Genomic DNA, 20,790 nt, shown 5'->3' with positions numbered 1-20,790 from the left:
ATGCGCCACACCGAGTTCTGGGAGCGGATGGACCGCCACCTGGGCGCCTCCTACTCCCGCTCCTGGGCCGACACCATCGTGATCCGCGCCCTCGACGGCCGCACCGCCGCGCAGGCCCTGGCCGACGGCTGGTCGCCCAAGGAGGTCTGGCGCGCGGTCTGGGAGGTCCTCGACCTGCCCGACTCCGAACGCTGACGCGACACGCCGGTCGCTCCTGCCGGAGATCGAACAGATGTTCGTCTAGCCTCATGCGTAACGACAGGGACCACTTCCTGTCCACAGGTACGACGTCGGACGAGCTTGTCCACAACCACGACCCGGCTGACCAGGCTGTGTCGGGACCTCGCTCTAGCGTCGCCGATGTACCTGGCTCGACGACGAATCAAGGAGATTCCCATGGCTGGCGACGACCGCTTCAAGGCACTGGACACCGCACTGCTCAACATCGAGAAGGCCTACGGCAAGGGCTCGATCATGCGACTGGGCGACGACACCCGTGCCCCCCTCGACGTGATCCCCACCGGCGCCATCGCGCTGGACGTGGCACTCGGCATCGGCGGCCTGCCGCGCGGCCGGGTCGTGGAGATCTACGGTCCGGAGTCCTCCGGAAAGACCACGGTGGCCCTGCACGCGGTCGCCAACGCGCAGCGCGCCGGCGGCATCGTGGCGTTCATCGACGCCGAGCACGCCCTCGACCCCGACTACGCCCGCGCCCTCGGCGTCGACACCGACGCGCTGCTGGTCAGCCAGCCCGACTCCGGTGAGCAGGCGCTGGAGATCGCGGACATGCTGATCCGCTCCGGTGCCCTCGACCTGATCGTCATCGACTCCGTCGCCGCGCTCGTGCCCCGCGCCGAGATCGAGGGCGAGATGGGCGACAGCCACGTCGGCCTGCAGGCCCGCCTGATGAGCCAGGCGCTGCGCAAGATGACCGGTGCGCTCAACCAGTCCAAGACCACCGCCATCTTCATCAACCAGCTCCGCGAGAAGATCGGCGTCATGTTCGGCTCGCCCGAGACCACCACCGGTGGCCGGGCACTGAAGTTCTACTCCTCGGTGCGCCTGGACGTGCGCCGGATCGAGACCCTCAAGGACGGCACCGACATGGTCGGCAACCGCACCCGGGTCAAGGTCGTCAAGAACAAGGTCGCGCCGCCGTTCAAGCAGGCCGAGTTCGACATCATGTACGGCCAGGGCATCTCCCGCGAGGGCGGCCTGATCGACGTCGGTGTCGAGGCAGGCCTGGTGCGCAAGGCCGGCGCTTGGTACACCTACGAGGGCGACCAGCTCGGCCAGGGCAAGGAGAACGCCCGCACCTTCCTCAAGGACAACCCCGACCTGGCCAACGAGCTGGAGAAGAAGATCCTCGAGAAGCTCGGCGTCACGCCCACGGTCGAGGACGAGCTCTCCGACGAGCCGATTGGCGTGGATTCGTTCTGATCATCGCGCGAGCGCGTCGCCGCTGATCAGCGCCTTGCCTCACCCGCGTCGTTCGACCCTCCGGTCGCTCGTTCCTCGCTCCCTCCGGATCGCCCGACGCAGGCTCGGCAACCGGCGCTGGCGGCGCCGCGCTGCCGCGCACGCGGTTGTCTTTCGTAGGTCCTGCCATGGTCTGGCGGCAAGCCTTGAGGAGATTTCGTGGTGACCGAGTTCGATACGAGGACGGCCGAAGAGCTTCCGGAGGCCGATCATGAGGCGGTCGCGCGCAAGATCCTGCTCGACCAGCTGACCGGGCAGGCGCGGAGCCGGCACGAGCTGGCGCAGCGGCTGGCGAAGAAGAACGTGCCGGAGGAGATCGCGGTGCGGCTGCTCGACCGGTTCGAGGAGGTCGGGCTGATCGACGACGAGGCCTTCGCCCGGGCCTGGGTCGACTCGCGGCAGCGCACCCGCGGGCTCGCCCGCACGGCTCTGCAACAGGAGCTGCGGCGCAAGGGGATCGACGACGAGACGACGCGGACCGTGCTCGCGGAGGTGGACAGCGACGACGAGGCCGCGACCGCCCGGGCGCTGGTGCGCAAGAAGCTGCGCTCCATGGCCGGGCTGGCGCCCGAGGTGGCGACGCGCAGGCTCGTCGGGATGCTCGCTCGCAAGGGCTACGGGCCGGGTCTCGCGTTCGCGGTCGTGCGCTCCGAGCTCGACGCTGCAGGGGTCGACCCGGACGACCCCTGTGACGGGGGCGACCTGACATGATCGGTGGGTGAGCTTCACCGACGCGCTGCGGCTGCCTGATGACGGAGCCTTCGAGCTGGCCGACCTGCCCACCGACTCCTCGCCCGCGTTCGACGGCGACAAGGACCAGGGCGCGCAGGCGCTGCTCGACCTGGGGCCCGAGCTGCTCGAGCTGCAGACCAAGATGTTCGCCCATCGCGGCCGCTCGACTGCTCGGGGGGTGTTGCTCGTCCTGCAGGGCATGGACACCTCCGGCAAGGGTGGCGTCCTCAAGCACACCGTCGGTCTCGTCGATCCGGTCGGCGTCCGGATCACCTCCTTCAAGGCACCCACCCCGGAGGAGCGCTCACACGACTTTCTGTGGCGGATCGAGCGCGCCGTGCCGGAGCGGGGCTACCTCGGCGTCTTCGACCGCTCCCACTACGAGGACGTGCTGATCGCGAAGGTGCGCCAACTGACCGACGCGCCCGAGATCGAGCGTCGCTACGGCGCGATCAACGAGTTCGAGCAGCGACTCACCGACCAGGGCATCACGGTCCTCAAGTGCATGCTGCACATCTCCCCGGCCGAGCAGAAGGCCCGCCTCGCGGCCCGGCTCGAGGACCCGACGAAGTACTGGAAGTACAACCCCGGCGACGTCGACGAGCGCCAGCTGTGGAGCGAGTACGCCGCGGCCTACCAGACCGCGCTGGAGCGCACCCACACCCCGCACGCCCCGTGGCACGTCGTACCGAGCGACAAGAAGTGGTACCGCAACCTCGCGATCGCGCACCTGCTGCGCCACGCCCTCGCCGGGCTCGACCTGGATTGGCCGGCGCCGGACTTCGACCTCGAGCACGAGAGGCAGCGGCTCGCGGAGGACACGATCTCGTGAGCCTGCCCGAGGTGCGGGTGATCCGGTACGTCGCCCCGCTGCGCGAGGGCGGCAGCCTCCCCGGGATCGTCGAGGCCGACGACCTCGGCACCTACGTGTGCAAGTTCCGCGGTGCCGGACAGGGCCTGCGCGTCCTCGTCGCCGAGGTGATCGTCGCCGGGCTGGCCCGCGCGCTGGAGATCCCCACCCCCGATCAGGTGGTGCTGGACCTGGATCCCGAGCTGGCTCGCTACGAGGCGGACGAGGAGGTCCAGGAGCTCATCACCAAGAGCGTCGGCAGCAACCTCGGCATCGACTTCCTCCCCGGCTCCTTCGGGTACGACGCTGCGACCGAGCCCGATCCCGACCGGGCCGGCCGCATCCTGTGGCTCGACGCCTACGTCGCCAATGTCGACCGCAGCTGGCGCAACCCGAACATGCTGCTCTGGCGCGGGCAGCTCAACGCGATCGACCACGGCGCCTCGCTGTACTTCCACTACTCGTGGCCCGGCGGGCCGGGCGACCCGGACCGCTTCGCAGCGCAGCCGTACGACGCCGGCGAGCACGTCCTTCGGCCCTACGCCGCGCAGGCGCACGCCCAGGACCAGGAGCTGGCCGCGCGCCTGGACCCCGCTGCCCTCGCGGCCGTGGTGGCCGACGTACCGGACGAGTGGCTGGAGCCGGTGCCCGGCGCGGGCACCGCGGCCGAGCTGCGCGACCGCTACGTCGCGTTCCTGTCCGCGCGCCTTCACGGCGGTCGCGCCTGGCTGCCGGCCGTCGAGGCGGCGCGATGAGTCCGTACCAGTACGTCGTCCTGCGCTGCGTGCCGCGCGTGGAGCGCGAGGAGTTCGTCAACGTCGGGGTGGTCCTCTTCTGCCCGGAGGAGAAGTTCCTCGACGTGGCGTGGGAGGTGAGCGCGGCGAAGCTGCACGCGCTCGACCCGGACCTCGACCTGGAGGGCGTCTGCGACGCGCTGCACGCCGTCGACCTGATCTGCCGCGGGGAGGCATACTCCGACGCGGCGACGGCGGTCCGCGCCACGGCGTACGGCACGCGCGAGGCCCTGGACACCCAGAGCACCCGGTTCGGGATGCTCAAGGCTCCGCGCAGCACGGTGGTCCAGCCGGGCCCCGTGCACGGCGGAGTCACCGCGAACGCCGACGAGACGCTCCAGCACCTGCTGGAACGCCTCGTGATGTGAGTCGTCAGGTTGAGCGGTGCGGAAGGCGCACCGCTCAACCTGACGACCCGTCAGACAGGGACGAGCTCGACAGCCCCGACGGCGTACCGCGCCAGCACGGTCCGCGCGATCTCCTGGTGCGCGCCCAGCGGCTCGGACACCGCCACGGCACCCGCCTCGAGCGCGAGCTCGGTGGCCCGGTCGACGAGAGAGCCGGGAGCCAGGAACAGCGAGGCCACGGCGACGTGCCGGCGCCCCTCGGCGCGGAACGCGCGGACCGCCTCGCCCGTCGCCGGGGGAGCGGCCGAGGCGTAGGCGGCGGTGACGGGCAGCTTGTGGTGCGCGCCCCACACCCGCGCCAGCCGGGCGACGGCCTGATTGGCCAACGGGTCGGTGGAGCCGGCGGCGGCGAGCACGAGGGCGTCCAGCTCGCGCACGCGGGCGTCCTTCAGCGCGGCGCGGAGCCGCTCGTCGAGGACCTCGAGGAAGCGGGGCTCCAGGCCGAGCACCTCGGTCCGGCGGATCTTGAGCCCGGGGTGGCGGGCCATCGCCTCCTCGATCAGGCTCGGGACGTCGACGCGGGCGTGGAACGCCTCGACGAGCAGCAGCGGTACGACGACGATCTCGTCGTACCCGGCCCTCACGAGCTTGTCGACCACCGTTCCGAAGGACGGCTTGGCGAGCTCGAGGAACGCCTTCTCGATGCGCAGATCCGGCCGGAGCGCCTTGACTTCGTCGACAAGGGCGGTCACGGTCGCGGCGGAGCGGGGGTCACGGCTTCCGTGAGCCAGTGCCACGAGTGCAGGTGCGGTCATCGGGTGTGCCTCCTTCCGATCAGGTGTGGATTCCGCATTCGGTCTTGTTCTGTCCGGCCCAGCGCCCGCTGCGCGGGTCCTCGCCCGGCGCCACGCGCGAGGTGCACGGCCAGCAGCCGATCGAGGGGTAGCCGTCGTAGACGAGCGGGTTGACGAGGACACCGTTGTCCGCGATGTAGCGCTCGACGTCCTCGTCGCTCCAGCGAGCGATGGGGGAGACCTTGACCTTGCCCTTCTTGGCATCCCAGCCGATGACCGGCGCGATGACCCGGTTGTGGGTCTCGGCGCGGCGCAGGCCGGTCGCCCAGGCGTCGTAGCCGTCGAGCGAGGTGGCCAGCGGCTGGACCTTGCGCAGCTTGCAGCACAGGTCGGGGTCGCGCTTGTAGAGGTCCGGGCCGTACTCGGCGTCCTGCTCGGCGACGCTCTGCACCGGGGTGATGGTGATCAGGTTGACCGGGAGCGTGTGCTTCACGGCGTCGGCGGTGCCGATGGTCTCGGCGAAGTGGTAGCCGGTGTCGAGGAAGACCACGTCGATGCCGGGCACGACCTTGGAGGCCAGGTGCGAGAGCACCGCGTCGCCCATGGACGAGGTGACGCAGAAGCGCTCACCGAAGGTGGCCGCGGCCCACTCGATGATGTGCTCCGCCGGGGCGAGCTCGAGCTCGGCGCCCATGTGCGACACGAGCTCGCGCAGCTCCTCCGGCGTACGTCCCTCGGTGAGGGTGCCCCGGTTGTTGCGCGCGGACTCGGTCGCGGAGGTGGTCATGCGACCGGCTCCAGCTTCTGGTCCCCGCGCAGCAGGGCCTCGTCGGCGCGCTCGATCCAGGCGGCGAAGCGCTCACCGTCGGTCCGGTCGGCCAGGTAGTTGCGCACGACCGTCTCGACGTAGTCGTCCAGGCCGGTGCTGGTCACCTTGTGGGCGCGCAGCTTGCGGCCCAGCACGGTGATCTCGCCGATCCCGCCGCCCAGGTGGACCTGGAAGCCCTCGACCTGGTTGCCGTCGTCGTCGAGCACCAGCTGACCCTTGAGGCCGATGTCGGCGACCTGCGAGCGGGCGCAGGAGTTCGGGCAGCCGTTGACGTTGACCGTGATCGGCACGTCGATGTCCGGGATCCGACGCTCGAGCTCGGCGATCAGGTCGTTGGCGCGCTGCTTGGTCTCGACGATCGCGAGCTTGCAGTACTCGATGCCCGTGCAGGCCATCGTCGAGCGGCGCCAGTTGGAGGGGTTGGCCTCCAGGCCGATCAGCTTGAGCTCGTCGACGATCGCGTCGACCTTGTCGGCGTCCACGCCGATCACCACGAGCTTCTGGTACGACGTCAGGCGGACACCCGCGGCGCCGTACTGCTCCAGCACGTCGGCGAGCTGGGTCAGCATCGTTCCGCTGACCCGGCCCACGATCGGCGCGGCGCCGATGTAGAACTTGCCGTCCTTCTGCTCGTGCACGCCGATGTGGTCACCGGGCCGCGTGGCGGCGACCGGCGACTCGTTGTCGATCAGGGCGCGGCCGAGGTACTCCTTCTCGAGCACCTCGCGGAACTTCTCCTTGCCCCAGTCGGCGACCAGGAACTTCAGGCGGGCCCGGGACCGGAGCCGGCGGTAGCCGTAGTCGCGGAAGATGCCGGCGACGCCGGCCCACACGTCGGGGACCTCGTCGATCGGGACCCACACGCCGAGCTTCTGGGCGAACATCGGGTTGGTCGACAGGCCGCCGCCGACCCACACGTCGAAGCCCGGGCCGTGCTCGGGGTGCACGACGCCCACGAAGGACACGTCGTTGATCTCCGGCGCGCCGTCCAGGCTGGGGTGGCCGCTGACCGAGGTCTTGAACTTGCGCGGCAGGTTCGAGAAGTCCTTGTTGTTGAGGAACCGGTGCCGGATCTCCTCCAGCGCGGGCGTGCCGTCGATGATCTCGTCGGCGGCGATGCCGGCCACGGGGGAGCCCAGGAACGGCCGCGGGCCGTCGCCGCAGGCCTCCAGCGACTGCAGGCCCACCGCGTCGAGACGCTCCCAGATCGCGGGGACGTTCTCGATGTCGACCCAGTGCAGCTGGATGTTCTGCCGGTCGGAGATGTCGGCGGTGTTGCGCGCGAAGTCGGTGGAGATCGTGCCGAGCGTGCGGACGGCCTCGGGGGAGAGCAGCGCACCGTCGGTGCGGATCCGCATCATGAAGTAGCGGTCGTCCAGCTCCTCCTCTTCGAGGGCGCCGGTCTTGCCGCCGTCGATGCCGGGCTTGCGCTGGGTGTAGAGGCCCATCCAGCGGAACCGGCCGCGCAGGTCGGCCGGGTCGATCGAGTCGAAGCCGCGCTTGGAGTAGATGTAGAGGATGCGGTCCCGCACGTTCAGCGGGTCGTCGTCCTTCTTGGACTGCTCGTTCTTGTTGAGCGGCTCGGTGTAGCCGAGGGCCCACTGGCCCTCGGCACGACGCGGCCGGGGGATCTCGGTGTACTGGGCCTTGCTGGCCTGGTAGCGCAGATCGGGCATGGTGGAAGCAGGTCCTTCGCTGACGGATCGCGCCGGATGCGGCGCGGAAGTTTGAGCGTGGTCGAGGTCGGGGTCAGCGAGGCCAACACATCGCGCTGCGCGTGCGCCCGAGGTCCACGTGGCGACGTACCACGAGGAAGGCGTGAGTTGCGGCGGAGACCATGTCAACAAGTCTCAGGTTTCGGACGGTCATCCCACAAACGGCAATCTCATGATGTGGATGCCAGGACCAATATGTGAGACGGAAGTTCCGCTCGTCAGGCGCAGAAAGAGGCCGGGTGCGACTCAGGTCACAGCCCGGATCCGGGCACCTGCCTGAGCGTCGGCCATCGCCACTAGTCTGTGCCGCATGAGCGAGTCGCCGTCCGTGAATGACGTGAAGAACGACATGAAGTTGGCCAGCAGCGCGTACCAGCAGGCCCTCGAGGTCATCGCCTCGGTCGAGCCGCGGATCGCCGAGGCCACCCGGCAGGAGCTGGCCGACCAGCGGGCCTCGCTGAAGCTGATCGCCTCGGAGAACTACGCCTCCCCGGCGGTGCTGCTCACCATGGGCACCTGGTTCTCCGACAAGTACGCCGAGGGCACGGTCGGCCACCGCTTCTACGCGGGCTGCCAGAACGTCGACACCGTCGAGACGATCGCGGCCGAGCACGCCAAGGAGCTGTTCGGCGCCGAGTACGCCTACGCGCAGCCGCACTCCGGCATCGACGCCAACCTGACGGCGTACTGGGCGATCCTGGCGCAGCGCGTCGAGGGCCCCTGGCTGGAGAAGGCCGGCCGCAAGAACATGAACGACCTCACCGAGGCCGAGTGGGAGGAGCTGCGCCACGAGCTCGGCAACCAGCGCCTGCTGGGCATGAGCCTGGACGCCGGCGGCCACCTCACGCACGGCTTCCGCCCGAACATCAGCGGCAAGATGTTCCACCAGAACCAGTACGGCACCGACCCGGAGACCGGGCTCATCGACTACGACGCGCTGCGTGCCAAGGCCAAGGAGTTCAAGCCGCTGATCCTGGTGGCCGGCTACTCGGCGTACCCGCGCCGGGTGAACTTCGCCAAGATGCGCGAGATCGCCGACGAGGTCGGCGCCACGCTGTTCGTCGACATGGCGCACTTCGCCGGCCTCGTCGCCGGCAAGGTGTTCACCGGCGAGGAGAACCCGATCCCGTACGCCGACGTCGTCGCCACCACCACGCACAAGTCCCTGCGCGGCCCGCGCGGTGGCCTGATCCTCGCGACCAAGGAGTACGCCGGCAACGTCGACCGCGGCTGCCCGATGGTCCTCGGCGGCCCGCTGTCCCACGTCATGGCGGCCAAGGCCGTGGCGCTGGCGGAGGCGCGGACCAACGCGTTCCAGACCTATGCGCAGAACGTCGCCGACAACGCCAAGAGCCTGGCCGAGGGCTTCCTCAAGCGCGGCGCCAAGCTCGTCACCGGCGGCACCGACAACCACCTGGTGCTGCTCGACGTCACCAGCTTCGGTCTCACCGGCCGCCAGGCCGAGCAGGCCCTGCTCGACGCGGGCGTCGTGACCAACCGCAACTCGGTCCCCGCGGACCCGAACGGCGCCTGGTACACCTCCGGCATCCGCTTCGGCACCCCGGCGCTGACCACCCGCGGCTTCGGCCACGACGAGTTCGACACCGTTGCGGACCTCGTCGTCAACGTCCTCAGCAACACCACGCCCGGCGTCACCAAGGACGGTGGCTCGTCGAAGGCGTCGTACACGCTGGCCGACGGCGTCGCCGACAAGACCAAGGCCATCTCGGCCGAGATGCTGGACAAGCACCCGCTCTACCCCGGTCTCGACCTCGCCTGAGCGTCTTTCGTCCCGGGTCCCGTAGCCCGGTCGGACCAGCCCGGATTTCCGGGCGGTCCGACCTGGCCGGATCGGCCGTCCGGGTGCAGACGTGGGGCGCTCGGATGCGCCAAGGTGTGCCCATGGCGAGGGATTTCGGACCGTGGGTACGGATGGACTGGTGCCCCCAGTGCTGCACGACGACCGAGCAGTCGCGGTGGCATTCGTACGTCGCTCCCGGCTCCCCGTTGAACGGTCTCAAGGTGCGCTGCAACGTGTGCCTGCAGGCCGTGCCGACGGGTCTGGGGGAGTTGGTGCTCGACCAGATCGATCCGGTCGCGGTCGCCGCCGGTGACGCACCCCGGGGACGTCACTCCCGCTGAGCTCCCTCGGAATCCGGTGCGGGGCATCCGATCTCGTCGTGTGGGTACCCCTGGAGTGAGTCCATCCAGAGGAGGAGACCCATGTCCAGCGTTCTGCACGACATCAAGCATGAGCTCGACGACCTGTCCAAGGATCTGCGGGCCGACCTGAAGCAGCTGGCCGAGGATGTGCGCCCGGTGGCCGGCAGCACCTGGCAGGACGCCCGCGAGCGCGGCGCCGCTGTGGGTGCGACCTTGGCGGGACACATCCCGGACCGCGTGATCGACCGGGTGCCCGACGCGGTCACCGACCGCCTGCCCGGTACGTCGACGTCGCACGGGTCGCGCGCGAAGAAGCTGCTCCTGCTCGGCGGCCTCGCGGGCCTGGCCGCAGCAGGGGTCGCGTGGATGCGCCGCGGGTCCGCCCCGGTCCAGCCGGCCGCCGGCGCCTACCCGCCCGCGCCCGCTCGTCCCACGACGATGGAGGACGAGGCCCTCGACCTGCCGGTCAACAACGAGCGTCCCTGATCCTGGGCTGACGCGAATCGGCCCGGACCCGCACTCCCGCGGGTTCGGGCCGTTCCTCTTTTTCGCGGGTTCACGGCCAGCCATCGCGCGGAGTGAACCCTTCTGCGTGAAGTCCGGACAAGTGTCGTGGGTGGCTGACATGCTGACGCCGAGCTTGCAGACCCGGGCGCAGTGGCGATGCGAAGGAGAGTTCTCGATGGTGGATCTCGCGATCCTGCTCGATCCGTCCCACATGACGTCGGACGAGGAGGGCGTGGCGCTGGTCGGACTGGTGGGCCCGATCGCCACGGAATCGGCCAACGAGGGGCCTAGCGAGCTCGCGGCAGCGCTTCGCGGGTCCATCTCGACGATGGCCCCGAGTCTGGTGAGCGCGTCCTTGGACTGGTGGTGCAAGGTCGAGCTCGGCGAGGTCGCCAGCAGTCACTGCTATCAGCTGCCCGACGAGTTCCGCTCTCCGTTCCGGGAGTCCGTCGAAGCACTCCGGGACGTTCACACGTCCGTGACCCCTGCCCGCTGGCGGCGGGCCATCGACGAGCTCGAGGCCGGACGCTCAGAGCTGCGGCCGGAGGCGGCCGGGCCTCTCGACCTCGACTCCTACGGCAAGTCGAAGCTGCCCGAGGAACGGACCGCATGGGATGCGCTGCTCGAGGAGCTGTCCTCCTCGATCGAGTCTCTGCGGGCCGGCCAGCCCGGACCGGAGATCGACGAGGTCGACGAGACGTTCGTGAAGATCCTCTCGACCACGACCATCCAACGGAACTCCCGGCGTTGGGATGAGATGGTGCGGCGCGCAGGCGAGCTGGTCGCGCGCCTGCAGGTCATCCGGGACGCAGCCGTGATCGTGGCTGGCCACGCGGGCGCCGCGCCGGCTCGGGTGGACGAGGTGCCGCCCAACCTGCGTGAGGGACTGGGGCCGGTGGCCGACGTCGTCTTCGCGTCCATCCTGCGCGATCCGGAGGAGGGGAGGCCGGCCGCGCGGCTCGCCGCGGACCTCGATCGGTTCGCGTCCACCCTTCAGCCCCAGGACCTGAACCGGATCGCAGCACTTCTACGCCCGTGGGTCGAGGCCCATCGGGTCACGATCGGCGCGCTCGACCAACCGATCCGGATGTTGCGGGAGATCGAGGACGCCGAGCGGGAGCTGGAGGCGGCGGGGGCGGATGTGGACGCCATCGGCGTCGAACGACTCGATGGCCGGTTCAGTGAGGCGCTCGAGCTGGTGCGGGAGCTGCACGGCCAGATGGAGCATCAGCTCGCCGGGCGCCGTCTGCATCGGGAGGTGCAGTCGGTCCGCAGGCGTTTCGAGAGCGCGGGGATCACGCCCGACGCCGACCTCGGGGCGCTGGAGGCGGAGCTCGACGGGCTGGTCGGTGACGGTCGGGTTCGTGAGGCTGAGACGCGGCTGGGCGCCGTGGCGGCCCGGTTCACCGACCTGCTCGATCAGGATCGCTCCCAACGTGCACGCGACCTCGTCGGCCGCCTCGAGGACCTCGGCGCGCCGCGCGAGCAGATCCTCGACATCGGCAAGGCGATCGACGCGGCGCCGCCCACCGCTGCCCGCATCACCGAGCTCGAGGAGGAGGTCGAACGCCTTCGTGCCGCGTTGCTGCGCGAGGCCGCCGCGATCCGTGAGCGCATCCTGTCCGACATCGAGGACGATGAGCGCGACGACGGCGATCTCGACGCTGACACCGCCGCGGAGTTCCGCCGCAGGGTCGGAGTCGTCGCGACCGAGGACGACCCCGACGAGGAGATCCGCAGGCAGGTCAACGCCCTCAGGGCCCTCGAGGCCGAGCTCGGTCGCCTCAAGGTCCGCCGTTGGCGGCCGGGCCGTGACACCGAGGCACAGCTGGTCAGCCACCTCATCGGGTTCTGCACCGAGCGGATCGACTACGCCGAGAAGGACCTCCGGCGCCTCTACGCCGCTCTCAAGACCAAGCCGTTCGTGATCCTGTCGGGCCTGACCGGGTCGGGCAAGAGCAGCATCGTTCGGCTGGTGGCCGAGGCCCTGGGCGCCACCCAGGGCAACGGCCAGTACCGGCGGGTGGCGGTGCGCCCGGACTGGATCGACCAGTCCGAGGTGCTCGGCTACATCAATCCGCTCTCGGGCCGATTCGAACCGGGATGGCTGGCCGACGTCGTACGTTCGTGCCAGGCCCAGCCCAACAAGCTGCACTTCGTGCTCCTCGACGAGATGAACCTTGCTCCCGTCGAGCAGTACCTGGCGGAGTTCCTGTCCGCGATGGAGTCAGCCAGGGCCGGCTTCGACGATGTCGTCATTCCCCTCTATACGCGTGGCGCATCGCCGGCCAACTCCGAGGAGTGGCCGGCAGAGCTGAGGTTCCCGGCCAACCTCTTCATGGTCGGCACCGTCAACGTGGACGAGACCACGCGGCCACTCTCGGACCGGGTCATCGACCGAGCGAACGTGCTGCAGCTCGACATGGTGTGGTCACGGCGCCACCACGAGCCGCCCGGTGAGCGCCTGACCCAGCCCTGGGTCGTCGATGCTGACGCGTGGGCGACACTCGTCGAGACCGTTCCCGCTGACGATCACCACGACCTGCTCGTGGACATAGCGCGCGGCGTCGAGGCTGCGGGCATCGGTGTGGGACTGCGTGCCCACGTCGAGCTGGAGCGCTTCCTGGCGAACGCCGAGCATGTGCTGGACCCGATCGAGGCACTCGACATGGGGATCCTGCAGCGGATCGTTCCGAAGATCCGCGGCTTCAAGCGAGAGCTGGAGCCCGCGCTGAGCACCATGCACGGGCTGCTCGTCCCGATCGGCTGCGTGAACACCATCGCGCTGCTCGACCATTGGCTCGACTCGAGTGTCTCCGAGGATGCCTTCCTCGACGGCACCGCGCCGCTGCGCAGCAGGCCACGGTGACGGTCGAGGTATTCGGTGCAGGGCGCTGGCATCCGCTGACCTCGACGCAGCCGGCGCCACGTGTGAATGAGAGCGACCTCTTCTCGCTGAGGGGCCTGGACGGTGTCGGATGGGTCGACATCGGAGGAGCGCACCTCGTCGAGGTCGAGGCCGGTGCGGTCCAGGTCAAACTGAGCCAGCGCGAGGAGCTTCGCGGACACATCGGACTCATCAAGGTGTACGGCGACGGCAGCCTGCTCGGCGAGATCGAGGTCGTTCCGGACAAGATGAGCGAGGCCGCGTACTCCCTGCTGCGAGCAGACCTCGAGCGGGTGTGGATCGGTTTGACCTTCGCCCCGGACGGCCCCTCTGCCGTCGAAGCGGGACCTCCGCCGCCTCGCGAGCTCTGGAGGCGCATCGAGACCGTCGTCGCCCAGATCGTCCGGCAGCCGCACGAGCACCTGGTCGACGTGGAGACCTATCGCCGCGCGCAGCTGGTCCGCACCCGACGGGAGCTGACTCCCGCCACGCTGCGCGCGCAGCAGTTCGGCGGGTCGGCTCGGGTGCGCACGCTCTCCCGCACGGTCGACACCCCGGAGAACCGCCTGGTGGCCGACACCTTGCACCGTCTCGTCGCCTATGCCCGTCGGCGCGGGGACCAGGAGACCCATGCCGCAGTCGTGGGGGTCCTCGGATCGGAGCTGTTCCGGTCGGTCGCCTCGACCGGCCGGGGCGAACGGCTCTACGTTCTGGACCAGCGCTACCGGCAGGTGCAGCAGGTGAGACGCCTGCTGACCCATCCGGAGCTCGAGCCGGTGGAGGGTCCGGGGGAGGTGCGCCTTGGCGTCCAGTCCCTCCCACGACTCTTCGAGTACTGGCTCTTCCTCAAGGTCCTCGAACAGGCGGCGACGACGTACGGCAGGCCGCTCGGTGCTGGGTTCTCCGTCCTCCGCGTCGACACGAACCAGCGACCGCGGATCGAGATCCCGCGTGGAGCGACGGTCGAGTTCCCCGGTGATGTCGTGGTTGCGTTCGAGCCCGAGATCCGCGAGAGCTCCATGGTCAGCTGGCAGGGCCTCGAGTACGTCCGCCACCCCGATCCTGCTGTCGTGCAGAGACTCGCCACGCCCGACGTCGTCGTTCTCAGGCGGGGCGAGGAGCCGCAGGCACTCGTCCTCGATGCCAAGTACGTCGCGCGCGGGCTCGTGGAGCTTCGAGCTGCCGAGGTCCATACGAAGTACGCCCGGATGCGGAGGGAAGGCACCCCTGTCGTCTCCAAGGTGCTGGCGGTGCATCCTCACCTGTCGTTCCCGGCGATGGCGTGGGCCGGCTACGGCCACCTGGCGTGCGCCCCGGGCGCGCCCGTCCCCGACTTCGGCCTGCCGGTACCGCGGTCCGTGACATCCGCACCGGTGGAGGTGCTCGCGCCCGACGAGGCCTCGGAGCTGCCGGACCAGACGCTCGTGATCCACCAGGGCTGGCTTCGCGATGCTCTCGGCCACCGTCGGCTCGACCTGGGACGGGTCCTCACGCTGTGGGGCACGGGCGAGCGAGTCGCGGCCATCGTCGTCATGCCGAGACTCGGCGCGCTCGCGGGGTTCGCCCACCAGATAGAGCGACAGGGGTGGGAGATCGCCTATACCGACGCGGCCGACTTCAGCGACGTCGAGCCGACCTTGGTCGAGCAGGTGCGGACCGGGCTTCTCGGCGGTGACGTCGTGCTGTTCTGCGGCGAGGAAACGGCCGAGGCGATGCCGCACAGCGACAGGCTTCACCTCGTCTCCGATGTGGCTGAGCTCCTCGACGTCGCCGAATTCAGGCCTTCGAGGTGACGCTGGCCGAGCGCCGGGTACGACGACGGACCCTTGGCATTCGCTCCCGCGGAGGCGCCGAGGAGGAGGAGGCAGTGGACCCGCCGGTATAGACCGGTCGGGCCTCACTGTCGGAGGTCCGGTGTGGAATCACGAAGGTGCGGAGGGGGAGGACGTGCTGACGGCTCCAGTGACCCTGACGGTCACGTGCAGGACGACGCGGATGGGCGGTCGTGGCAAGCAGCACCCGATCACGATCAACCCCGACTGGTCCGTGCAGACCCCGCACGACCTGGCGGCCGAGCGCGTCGCGATGGCCTTCGGGGGCTACCTGTCGTGCGTCGAGCTGGTCGACCTGGAGGTGCCGGCGCTGCGGGACTGGGTGATGCTCACCAACCGCGCCGCGCTCGCCGGCATCAGCGCCACGCCGAGCGGCTGGCGGGTCGAGGCGGTGGCGGGCTGCCGCTGCGCACGGACGGCGTACGACGGCGCGGCGACCGCGTTCGAGCATGTCCGCAGCGTCGACCACCTGGCCCTCAAGTACGGCGCCGATCGTCGTCGGCTCACCCGGCTCCTCGAGTCGTTCGAGGCCGGGGCGGGGACGACGCTGCGCCACCGGCCCGATGTGCCGCCCGAGGTGTGCGCCCGCATCCGCGAGCCGCACGGCGCTGAGCTGTTGTGGCGTGCCGGCATTCACGAGGACCGGGTGGCCGAGGCGCTCGACCTGGTGACCAGCGTGGAGGATGCGCTCCCCGTGACCTTCGTCGTGCGGGTCGTGTACGGCGGCGTCGACCGCCGATGGTTCGCCGACAACCTGCGCCACGCCCCCACGGCCGAGGCCGCGACCTGGTTGGCCTGGTGGGACGGCGAACGGGGCGACCATGAGGACTTCGGTCGCTGGCTCGGTCTCGGCGTACCGCCGCGCATGATCTCCCCGCTCATCGAGGTCGGTCTCAGCCCGGCGGAGGCGCTCGCCGCGGCCGCCTGGATCGATGCCGATGTCGGTGTCACCGCGCGCCGCATGGCCGCCTGGGCCGAGGTGGACTGCCGCGTCGATGGCCGCCACCTGGCCGCACTCGACCGCTACGGCATCGGCGCGCTCGTGCCCTCGCGCTCGGCCATTGGCGTACTCGATCAGCACGTCCGGATGTCGCGGGTCGCCAGTCCTGCGCGCGCCGACCTGGCCGTCCTGCTCGCCGTCTGCGGCACGACCGGTGCGGCCGCGATGGCGATCACGACCCGGGGCTTCGCGGGCATCGCCGACCTCGACGCGGCCATGGCGGCGTTCGGATGAGTGGCCCGCTCGTCGTGCACGTCGCCTGCGAGACCGGTGACCGCGATCCGACCAGTCACCCGGTCACGGTCACGGAGGATTGGGCACTGATCAGTCCACACGACCTGGCGGCCGAACGGGTGGGTGTCGCGTTCGGCGGCCGCTGCAGTTGCCTCGAGCTGGCCGATCGAGCGCTCCCGGCTGTGCGCCACTGGCTCGACCTGCACCTGCGCCGGCGCACGCCCGAGGTGCGCTACAGCGCCGCTCGCGGCTGGTGCGTCCCGGTGCGAGAGGGATGCGAGTGCGACTTCGGTCCGGAGTTCGGCCGGGTGGCGACGGTCGAGGCCGCTGTCGCGCACGCCACCTCGCCGCAGCACGTGGCCGCGGGGTTCGGTGCCCGGGTCGGGCAGATGACGTCGCTCGTCTCCGCGCTGCGCTCGCGCCACGCCGAGGAGGTGCGTCGGATGTCACGCTCGCCCGCCCTCGATGAGGCCGTACGTCGACCCGCGGCCGGACAGCGGCTGTGGGCGAGCGGGATCCACCCGACCGAGGCGCTCGACCTCCTCGGCCTGGTGCCGTCGGTGCGCGGCCGGGTGCCGATCTCGTTCCTGCTGGGCGTGACCTATCTCGACGGGTGGCCGAGCCGGCAGGCCGACCTCGCCCCGCTGACCGACGGCGAGCAGGCCTCGCGCCTCGTGTGGGCCCGCGCGTCGCCGTACCCCGCACGACCGCTCGCGTACGCCGCGCTGCTGGCGCCCGGGAGGCTCGATCCGGGTAGCGCCCGCGAGGTCATGGAGGCCGGCTTCGACGGGCCCACGATCCAGCGGTACGCCGAGGCGATCGAGCGCGTCCGCGGCCGTCCGGTAGGCCCCCGTCAGTGGGCGAGCGCGGCACAGGCCGTGCTCCAGTGGCGCTACGCCGGCTGCGAGCCCACGCTCGACGACCTCGTCGCGCTCGGTCCCGTCCGGCCCCCGTCGCCGGAGCTCGTCCGCTGGGCCTGCGACAGCTCTGCGGTGCGCGAGGCCGGGCTGTCTCCCACCGAGGTCGGCCTCCTGATCGCGGTGACGGGATCGGTCGAGGTCACCGACGACGCCGTCCGCAACGGCATACGAACCCCTGCGGGCCTCCGCAGCTGGCAACGACAGAGAAGAGATCACTGAATGTCCATCCGCACCCGCGCGCAGTACGAGCACGCTCTCCAGGCGACCGGCATCTGCATCAGCCTCCGCATCCCGGTGCTGCTCTGGGGAGCACCCGGCGAGGGCAAGACCGCCGTCGTCGAGTCGGCCGGTCGGTCCGGGTGGCATGTCGAGTCGCTGATCATCAGCCACTACGAGCCCTCCGACTTCGCCGGTCTGCCGGTCGTCAGACCCGACGGCTCGGTCGACCTGGCCCCGCCGTCGTGGGCCAAGCGGCTGGTGGAGGTCGACGGTCCGGCGATCGCGTTCTTCGACGAGTTCAGTACCGCGCCGCCTGCGCTCCAGGCCGCAGCGCTGAGGCCGCTGACCCACTACGAGGTCGGCGCGCTCAAGCTGCCCGACACCGTCTCCTTCGTGGCGGCGGCCAACCCCTCCGACGTCGCGGCCGCCGGCTGGGAGCTGGCCGCCCCGACGGCCTCGCGCTTCGTCCACCTCGACTGGAGCCTGCCCCTCGAGGTGTACGCCGAGGGCCTGGTCACCGGGGACTGGCCCGAGCTGCCGGTCTACCCGACTCCCGACGATCTCGATGAGCGCACGGCGGCCGAACGGGTGCTGGTGTCCGGCTTCCTGCGGGCCCGCGAGTCGCAGCTCAGCGCGATCCCCAAGGATGCGGCGGGCCGCGGCCGCGCCTTCCCGACCCCGCGTACGTGGGACTACGCGGCGCGGCTCTCCGCCTTCGCCCAGGCGGTCAGCGCGCCCGCCGACGTACGCCGCCTGCTCGTGGCCGGGTGCCTGGGCGAGGCCGTCGCCCACGAGTACCTCACCTGGGTCGCGGCCCTGGACCTGCCGGACCCCGAGGACCTGCTCGCCGACCCGTCGGCGACGTTCGCGGGGATGCGCGCGGACCGGGTCTACGTGACCCTGCAGGGAGTCCTCGCCGCGGTCACGAGGCGTCCCGGGGTCGACCGGTGGGCGGCCGCCGTACGCCTCTGCGCCCGCGCCGGGCAGGAGATCGGCCTGGACCCGGCGGTGCCGGTGGTCCGGGCGCTGCTCCGCCCCGGCGTACGACCGTCGGGTGCACCGGTGCCCTCGGAGATCAGCGTCTTCGCGCCGGCGCTCGCGCTGGCGGGCCTGCTCCCGGGTGCCGGTCGCTGATGGACCTCACCAAGCTCTCGGCCGCGAAGCTGTGGCTGATCAGCCCGCCGCCCGTAGGCGCCGAGCCGGCACAGGCGCCCCGCGGCCTGGCCTACCTCAGTCATGCGCTCTACGCCCTCGTGCCGGTCCCGTCCGACGACGTGCGCCGCATGACGGTGGACGAGCAGTGGCGCATCTACGTCAACCCGACCTGGCTGTCGCTGGCGAGCGTGCCGGACGTCGCGCGCGAGCTCGCGCACGTCACGTGGCACCTGCTCGCCGAGCATGCCGACCGCGCGCGCAGCCTGAACGTCGACAGCCGCACCGCGGAGTTCTGGAAGAACGCGGGCGACGCGACGGTGGCGGCGACCCTCGCTCCCGACGCGCTGCGTTCAGCCGATCTGCCCACCACCGAGCACCTGAGGCTCCCCGCGGGACGCAGCGCGGAGGAGTACTTCGCCATCCTCTCCAAGCTCCCGCCCAGCGATGGCGCGGGCACCGGCCAGCTCGGTCCGCAGGACGGCTGCGGCAGCGGCTGCGACGGCGTACCTCGCTCGCACGAGCTGCCGCCCGACGCGGACGCCGGCGTCGACGTACCCCAGGCCCAGGACATCCGTCGCCGGGTCGCGATCGACTACACGGCCCAGCACGGGCAGCGTGGTGATCGTCCGGGCGAGGCACTGCGCTGGGCGCAGCGGATCCTTGAGCCGACGATCGCCTGGGAGCCGCTGCTCGCCGGCCTCGTACGCCGAGCCGCGGGATGGGCGGCCGGCCGCGGCGACCGCACGTACCGGCGCCCGTCGCGCCGCCGCGTCGAGGGCGTCGTGCTGCCCGGCATGCAGCGGCCCGTGCCGCGGGTCGCGATGGTCATCGACACCTCGGCGTCGGTCGACGACCGGCTGCTCGAGCGCGCTCTCGGCGAGGTCGACGGCGCACTCCGCGGTCTCGGCATCGCCGGTGGCGACGTGACCGTCTACTCCTGCGACGCGGCCGTCCACGTCGTGCAGTCCGTACGCCGGGCCCGCGACGCGACCCTCGCGGGCGGTGGCGGCACGGACATGCGCGTGGGTCTCGCCGCAGCCGCCGCCCAGCGCCCGCGCCCCGACGTCGTCGTGGTCTTCACCGACGGCGAGACTCCCTGGCCGCCCCAGCCGCCCGCCGGGATCTCGGTGATCGTCGCTCTGCTCGGCCGCCGCCGTGCCGACCTGCCGCCCACGCCCCGCTGGGCCCAACGCGTCGAATGCCTGCTGGACTGACCTCGCGAGCGGCGAGAGCGAAACAGCCCCCGGCCTGCGTCTGCGCAGATCAGGGGCTGTTGTCGTGACGGTGGGTGATACTGGGTTCGAACCAGTGACCTCTTCGGTGTGAACGAAGCGCGCTACCACTGCGCCAATCACCCGTGCGGTGGACGACTCTAACGCATCCCCTGCAGGCACTTCACATCGGTGGGTGGAGGAGTGTCGGCTCATGCGCGCGCCAGGCGGCCATGGCCTCGCGGGTGACCGGCCCGGGGGCGGGGAGGTCGCGGTCGTCCCAGCGGCGCACGCCCTGGACGTCCCTCGTGGTGGACACCAGGAAGATCTCCTCGGCGGTCGCGCAGACCTCGGTGGGCTCGTCGACCTCGCGGCCGCCGTACCACTCCAGGACCAGGTCGCGGGTGACTCCGGCGAGGCACCCGCTGGCCAGGGTGGGGGTGCGGAGCTCGCCGTCGACGACGTAGAAGACGTTCGTTCCGGTGCCCTCGCAGAGGTTGCCGGCGAGGTTGCTGAAGATCGCCTCGCCGGCGCCGCGCTCGGCGGCGTGCGCGAGCGCGACCACGTTCTCGCCGTACGACGTGGTCTTCAGGCCGGCGAGCGGGCTGCGCTCGTTGCGCGGCCAGGGGACCGTCACCACAGCGGCGGTCTCGGCCGCCGGTGGCATCGGGGCCGCGACGACCACGGTGGTGAGCGGCGAGTCGCCGCGACCCGAGCCGAGCGGCGCGTTCCCGCCCGTGACGGTGATGCGCAGCCGGCCGAGGGGGAGCGGCTCGTCGGCGAGCACGGCGGCGACGCCACGGCGTACCCCATCGAGGTCGAGGCCGACGAGCCCCAGGCCCGTCGCGGAGCGCTCGAGGCGGGCGAGGTGACGGTCGAGGGCGAAGGGGAGACCGTCGATGACCTTGACGGCCTCGAAGACCGCGTCGCCCACCGTCAGGCCGTGGTCGGTGACCGGCACCGCGGGACTCGTCGGATCGGCCAGCAGACTTCCGTTCACCCACGCTCGCATGGCTGCACTCTAGGGCGGCGCACGCGGCGCGACGCACCGACGGGGACCCCGTTTTGGCGGCTTCTGGCCCATCGGCTAATGTTCTCGACGCAGCAAGGAACGGCCCGGAA

Annotated in this window: 19 protein-coding genes and 1 tRNA gene; 15 read left to right on the top strand and 5 right to left on the bottom strand. The window is 70.9% G+C overall.

The window, feature by feature from the left end; genetic code table 11:
- From ACYU8V_RS05945 to ACYU8V_RS05920, 6 genes are all read left to right on the top strand, one after another.
- On the top strand, positions 1 to 195 hold the full coding sequence (locus ACYU8V_RS05945) for a DUF3046 domain-containing protein (RefSeq protein WP_460845893.1): 195 nt from the start codon (positions 1 to 3) through the stop codon (positions 193 to 195).
- A 201-nt stretch (positions 196 to 396) separates the two neighbouring features.
- Positions 397 to 1,440 carry a recombinase RecA gene (recA, locus tag ACYU8V_RS05940; RefSeq protein ID WP_460845892.1) on the top strand — a complete coding sequence of 348 codons (1,044 nt, stop codon included), beginning with the start codon at positions 397 to 399 and terminating at the stop codon, positions 1,438 to 1,440.
- A gap of 201 nt (positions 1,441 to 1,641) precedes the next feature.
- Positions 1,642 to 2,190: a regulatory protein RecX gene (locus ACYU8V_RS05935; RefSeq protein ID WP_460845891.1), complete on the top strand. Its 549-nt coding sequence runs from the start codon at positions 1,642 to 1,644 to the stop codon at positions 2,188 to 2,190.
- A gap of 7 nt (positions 2,191 to 2,197) precedes the next feature.
- Positions 2,198 to 3,043, top strand: a complete 846-nt coding sequence (locus tag ACYU8V_RS05930) for a PPK2 family polyphosphate kinase (RefSeq protein ID WP_460845888.1) — start codon at positions 2,198 to 2,200, stop codon at positions 3,041 to 3,043.
- On the top strand, positions 3,040 to 3,816 hold the full coding sequence (locus ACYU8V_RS05925) for a HipA family kinase (RefSeq protein ID WP_460845887.1): 777 nt from the start codon (positions 3,040 to 3,042) through the stop codon (positions 3,814 to 3,816). The genes ACYU8V_RS05930 and ACYU8V_RS05925 overlap by 4 nt, the downstream gene beginning before the upstream one ends.
- Positions 3,813 to 4,223, top strand: coding sequence for a DUF3037 domain-containing protein (locus ACYU8V_RS05920; RefSeq protein WP_460845885.1), 411 nt, complete (start codon positions 3,813 to 3,815; stop codon positions 4,221 to 4,223). Before ACYU8V_RS05925 ends, ACYU8V_RS05920 begins: the two co-directional genes overlap by 4 nt.
- Positions 4,224 to 4,273: 50 nt before the next feature.
- Here the strand turns inward: ACYU8V_RS05920 and ACYU8V_RS05915 are convergent, their stop codons facing one another.
- Genes ACYU8V_RS05915 through ACYU8V_RS05905 form a run of 3 tightly spaced genes read right to left on the bottom strand, consistent with a single transcriptional unit; the run spans position 4,274 to position 7,501 of the window.
- Complete coding sequence (locus ACYU8V_RS05915) at positions 4,274 to 5,017, bottom strand: sirohydrochlorin chelatase (RefSeq protein WP_460845883.1); 744 nt, start codon at positions 5,015 to 5,017, stop codon at positions 4,274 to 4,276.
- A gap of 19 nt (positions 5,018 to 5,036) precedes the next feature.
- Entirely contained in the window at positions 5,037 to 5,783 is a 747-nt protein-coding gene (locus tag ACYU8V_RS05910; protein ID WP_460845881.1) for a phosphoadenylyl-sulfate reductase, read from the bottom strand.
- On the bottom strand, positions 5,780 to 7,501 hold the full coding sequence (locus ACYU8V_RS05905) for a nitrite/sulfite reductase (RefSeq protein WP_460845880.1): 1,722 nt from the start codon (positions 7,499 to 7,501) through the stop codon (positions 5,780 to 5,782). Before ACYU8V_RS05905 ends, ACYU8V_RS05910 begins: the two co-directional genes overlap by 4 nt.
- 349 nt (positions 7,502 to 7,850) lie before the next feature.
- Between ACYU8V_RS05905 and ACYU8V_RS05900 the strand changes: the two genes are divergently transcribed.
- The 9 genes from ACYU8V_RS05900 (at position 7,851) to ACYU8V_RS05860 (ending at position 19,671) form a co-directional block, all read left to right on the top strand.
- Complete coding sequence (locus tag ACYU8V_RS05900) at positions 7,851 to 9,320, top strand: glycine hydroxymethyltransferase (protein WP_460845879.1); 1,470 nt, start codon at positions 7,851 to 7,853, stop codon at positions 9,318 to 9,320.
- Positions 9,321 to 9,442: 122 nt separating this feature from the next.
- Positions 9,443 to 9,682 (top strand): hypothetical protein, encoded by a 240-nt coding sequence (locus ACYU8V_RS05895; RefSeq protein ID WP_460845878.1) that lies wholly within the window; start codon positions 9,443 to 9,445, stop codon positions 9,680 to 9,682.
- Between the two features lie 81 nt (positions 9,683 to 9,763).
- The gene (locus ACYU8V_RS05890; protein ID WP_460845877.1) at positions 9,764 to 10,189 is read left to right on the top strand and encodes a hypothetical protein; all 426 of its coding nucleotides are present in this window, start codon (positions 9,764 to 9,766) and stop codon (positions 10,187 to 10,189) included.
- Between the two features lie 196 nt (positions 10,190 to 10,385).
- Positions 10,386 to 13,079: a hypothetical protein gene (locus ACYU8V_RS05885; RefSeq protein WP_460845875.1), complete on the top strand. Its 2,694-nt coding sequence runs from the start codon at positions 10,386 to 10,388 to the stop codon at positions 13,077 to 13,079.
- A gap of 215 nt (positions 13,080 to 13,294) precedes the next feature.
- Positions 13,295 to 14,890, top strand: coding sequence for a hypothetical protein (locus ACYU8V_RS05880; RefSeq protein ID WP_460845873.1), 1,596 nt, complete (start codon positions 13,295 to 13,297; stop codon positions 14,888 to 14,890).
- 202 nt (positions 14,891 to 15,092) lie between these two features.
- Positions 15,093 to 16,163: a hypothetical protein gene (locus ACYU8V_RS05875; protein WP_460845872.1), complete on the top strand. Its 1,071-nt coding sequence runs from the start codon at positions 15,093 to 15,095 to the stop codon at positions 16,161 to 16,163.
- Complete coding sequence (locus ACYU8V_RS05870) at positions 16,160 to 17,302, top strand: hypothetical protein (RefSeq protein WP_460845870.1); 1,143 nt, start codon at positions 16,160 to 16,162, stop codon at positions 17,300 to 17,302. The genes ACYU8V_RS05875 and ACYU8V_RS05870 overlap by 4 nt, the downstream gene beginning before the upstream one ends.
- Entirely contained in the window at positions 17,303 to 18,436 is a 1,134-nt protein-coding gene (locus tag ACYU8V_RS05865; protein WP_460845869.1) for a hypothetical protein, read from the top strand.
- Positions 18,436 to 19,671, top strand: coding sequence for a vWA domain-containing protein (locus ACYU8V_RS05860; protein ID WP_460845867.1), 1,236 nt, complete (start codon positions 18,436 to 18,438; stop codon positions 19,669 to 19,671). The genes ACYU8V_RS05865 and ACYU8V_RS05860 overlap by 1 nt, the downstream gene beginning before the upstream one ends.
- A gap of 71 nt (positions 19,672 to 19,742) precedes the next feature.
- Here the strand turns inward: ACYU8V_RS05860 and ACYU8V_RS05855 are convergent.
- Positions 19,743 to 19,814, bottom strand: a tRNA-Val gene (locus ACYU8V_RS05855).
- Positions 19,815 to 19,852: 38 nt separating this feature from the next.
- Positions 19,853 to 20,680 carry an aminotransferase class IV gene (locus ACYU8V_RS05850; protein ID WP_460845866.1) on the bottom strand — a complete coding sequence of 276 codons (828 nt, stop codon included), beginning with the start codon at positions 20,678 to 20,680 and terminating at the stop codon, positions 19,853 to 19,855.
- Between the last annotated feature and the right edge of the window lie 110 nt (positions 20,681 to 20,790).

This window comes from Nocardioides ultimimeridianus, assembly GCF_054777895.1.
This window is presented reverse-complemented; position numbering and strand designations above follow the sequence as displayed.

Bases quoted from the DNA above. Each gene is read 5' to 3' on its own strand.
- ACYU8V_RS05945 (WP_460845893.1), top strand. From the start codon at position 1: ATGCGCCACACCGAGTTCTGGGAGCGGATGGACCGCCACCTGGGCGCC.
- recA (WP_460845892.1), top strand. From the start codon at position 397: ATGGCTGGCGACGACCGCTTCAAGGCACTGGACACCGCACTGCTCAAC.
- ACYU8V_RS05920 (WP_460845885.1), top strand. From the start codon at position 3,813: ATGAGTCCGTACCAGTACGTCGTCCTGCGCTGCGTGCCGCGCGTGGAG.
- ACYU8V_RS05915 (WP_460845883.1), bottom strand. From the start codon at position 5,017: ATGACCGCACCTGCACTCGTGGCACTGGCTCACGGAAGCCGTGACCCC.
- ACYU8V_RS05910 (WP_460845881.1), bottom strand. From the start codon at position 5,783: ATGACCACCTCCGCGACCGAGTCCGCGCGCAACAACCGGGGCACCCTC.
- ACYU8V_RS05905 (WP_460845880.1), bottom strand. From the start codon at position 7,501: ATGCCCGATCTGCGCTACCAGGCCAGCAAGGCCCAGTACACCGAGATC.
- ACYU8V_RS05900 (WP_460845879.1), top strand. From the start codon at position 7,851: ATGAGCGAGTCGCCGTCCGTGAATGACGTGAAGAACGACATGAAGTTG.
- ACYU8V_RS05895 (WP_460845878.1), top strand. From the start codon at position 9,443: ATGGCGAGGGATTTCGGACCGTGGGTACGGATGGACTGGTGCCCCCAG.
- ACYU8V_RS05890 (WP_460845877.1), top strand. From the start codon at position 9,764: ATGTCCAGCGTTCTGCACGACATCAAGCATGAGCTCGACGACCTGTCC.
- ACYU8V_RS05885 (WP_460845875.1), top strand. From the start codon at position 10,386: ATGGTGGATCTCGCGATCCTGCTCGATCCGTCCCACATGACGTCGGAC.
- ACYU8V_RS05875 (WP_460845872.1), top strand. From the start codon at position 15,093: ATGGGCGGTCGTGGCAAGCAGCACCCGATCACGATCAACCCCGACTGG.
- ACYU8V_RS05870 (WP_460845870.1), top strand. From the start codon at position 16,160: ATGAGTGGCCCGCTCGTCGTGCACGTCGCCTGCGAGACCGGTGACCGC.
- ACYU8V_RS05865 (WP_460845869.1), top strand. From the start codon at position 17,303: ATGTCCATCCGCACCCGCGCGCAGTACGAGCACGCTCTCCAGGCGACC.
- ACYU8V_RS05860 (WP_460845867.1), top strand. From the start codon at position 18,436: ATGGACCTCACCAAGCTCTCGGCCGCGAAGCTGTGGCTGATCAGCCCG.
- ACYU8V_RS05850 (WP_460845866.1), bottom strand. From the start codon at position 20,680: ATGCGAGCGTGGGTGAACGGAAGTCTGCTGGCCGATCCGACGAGTCCC.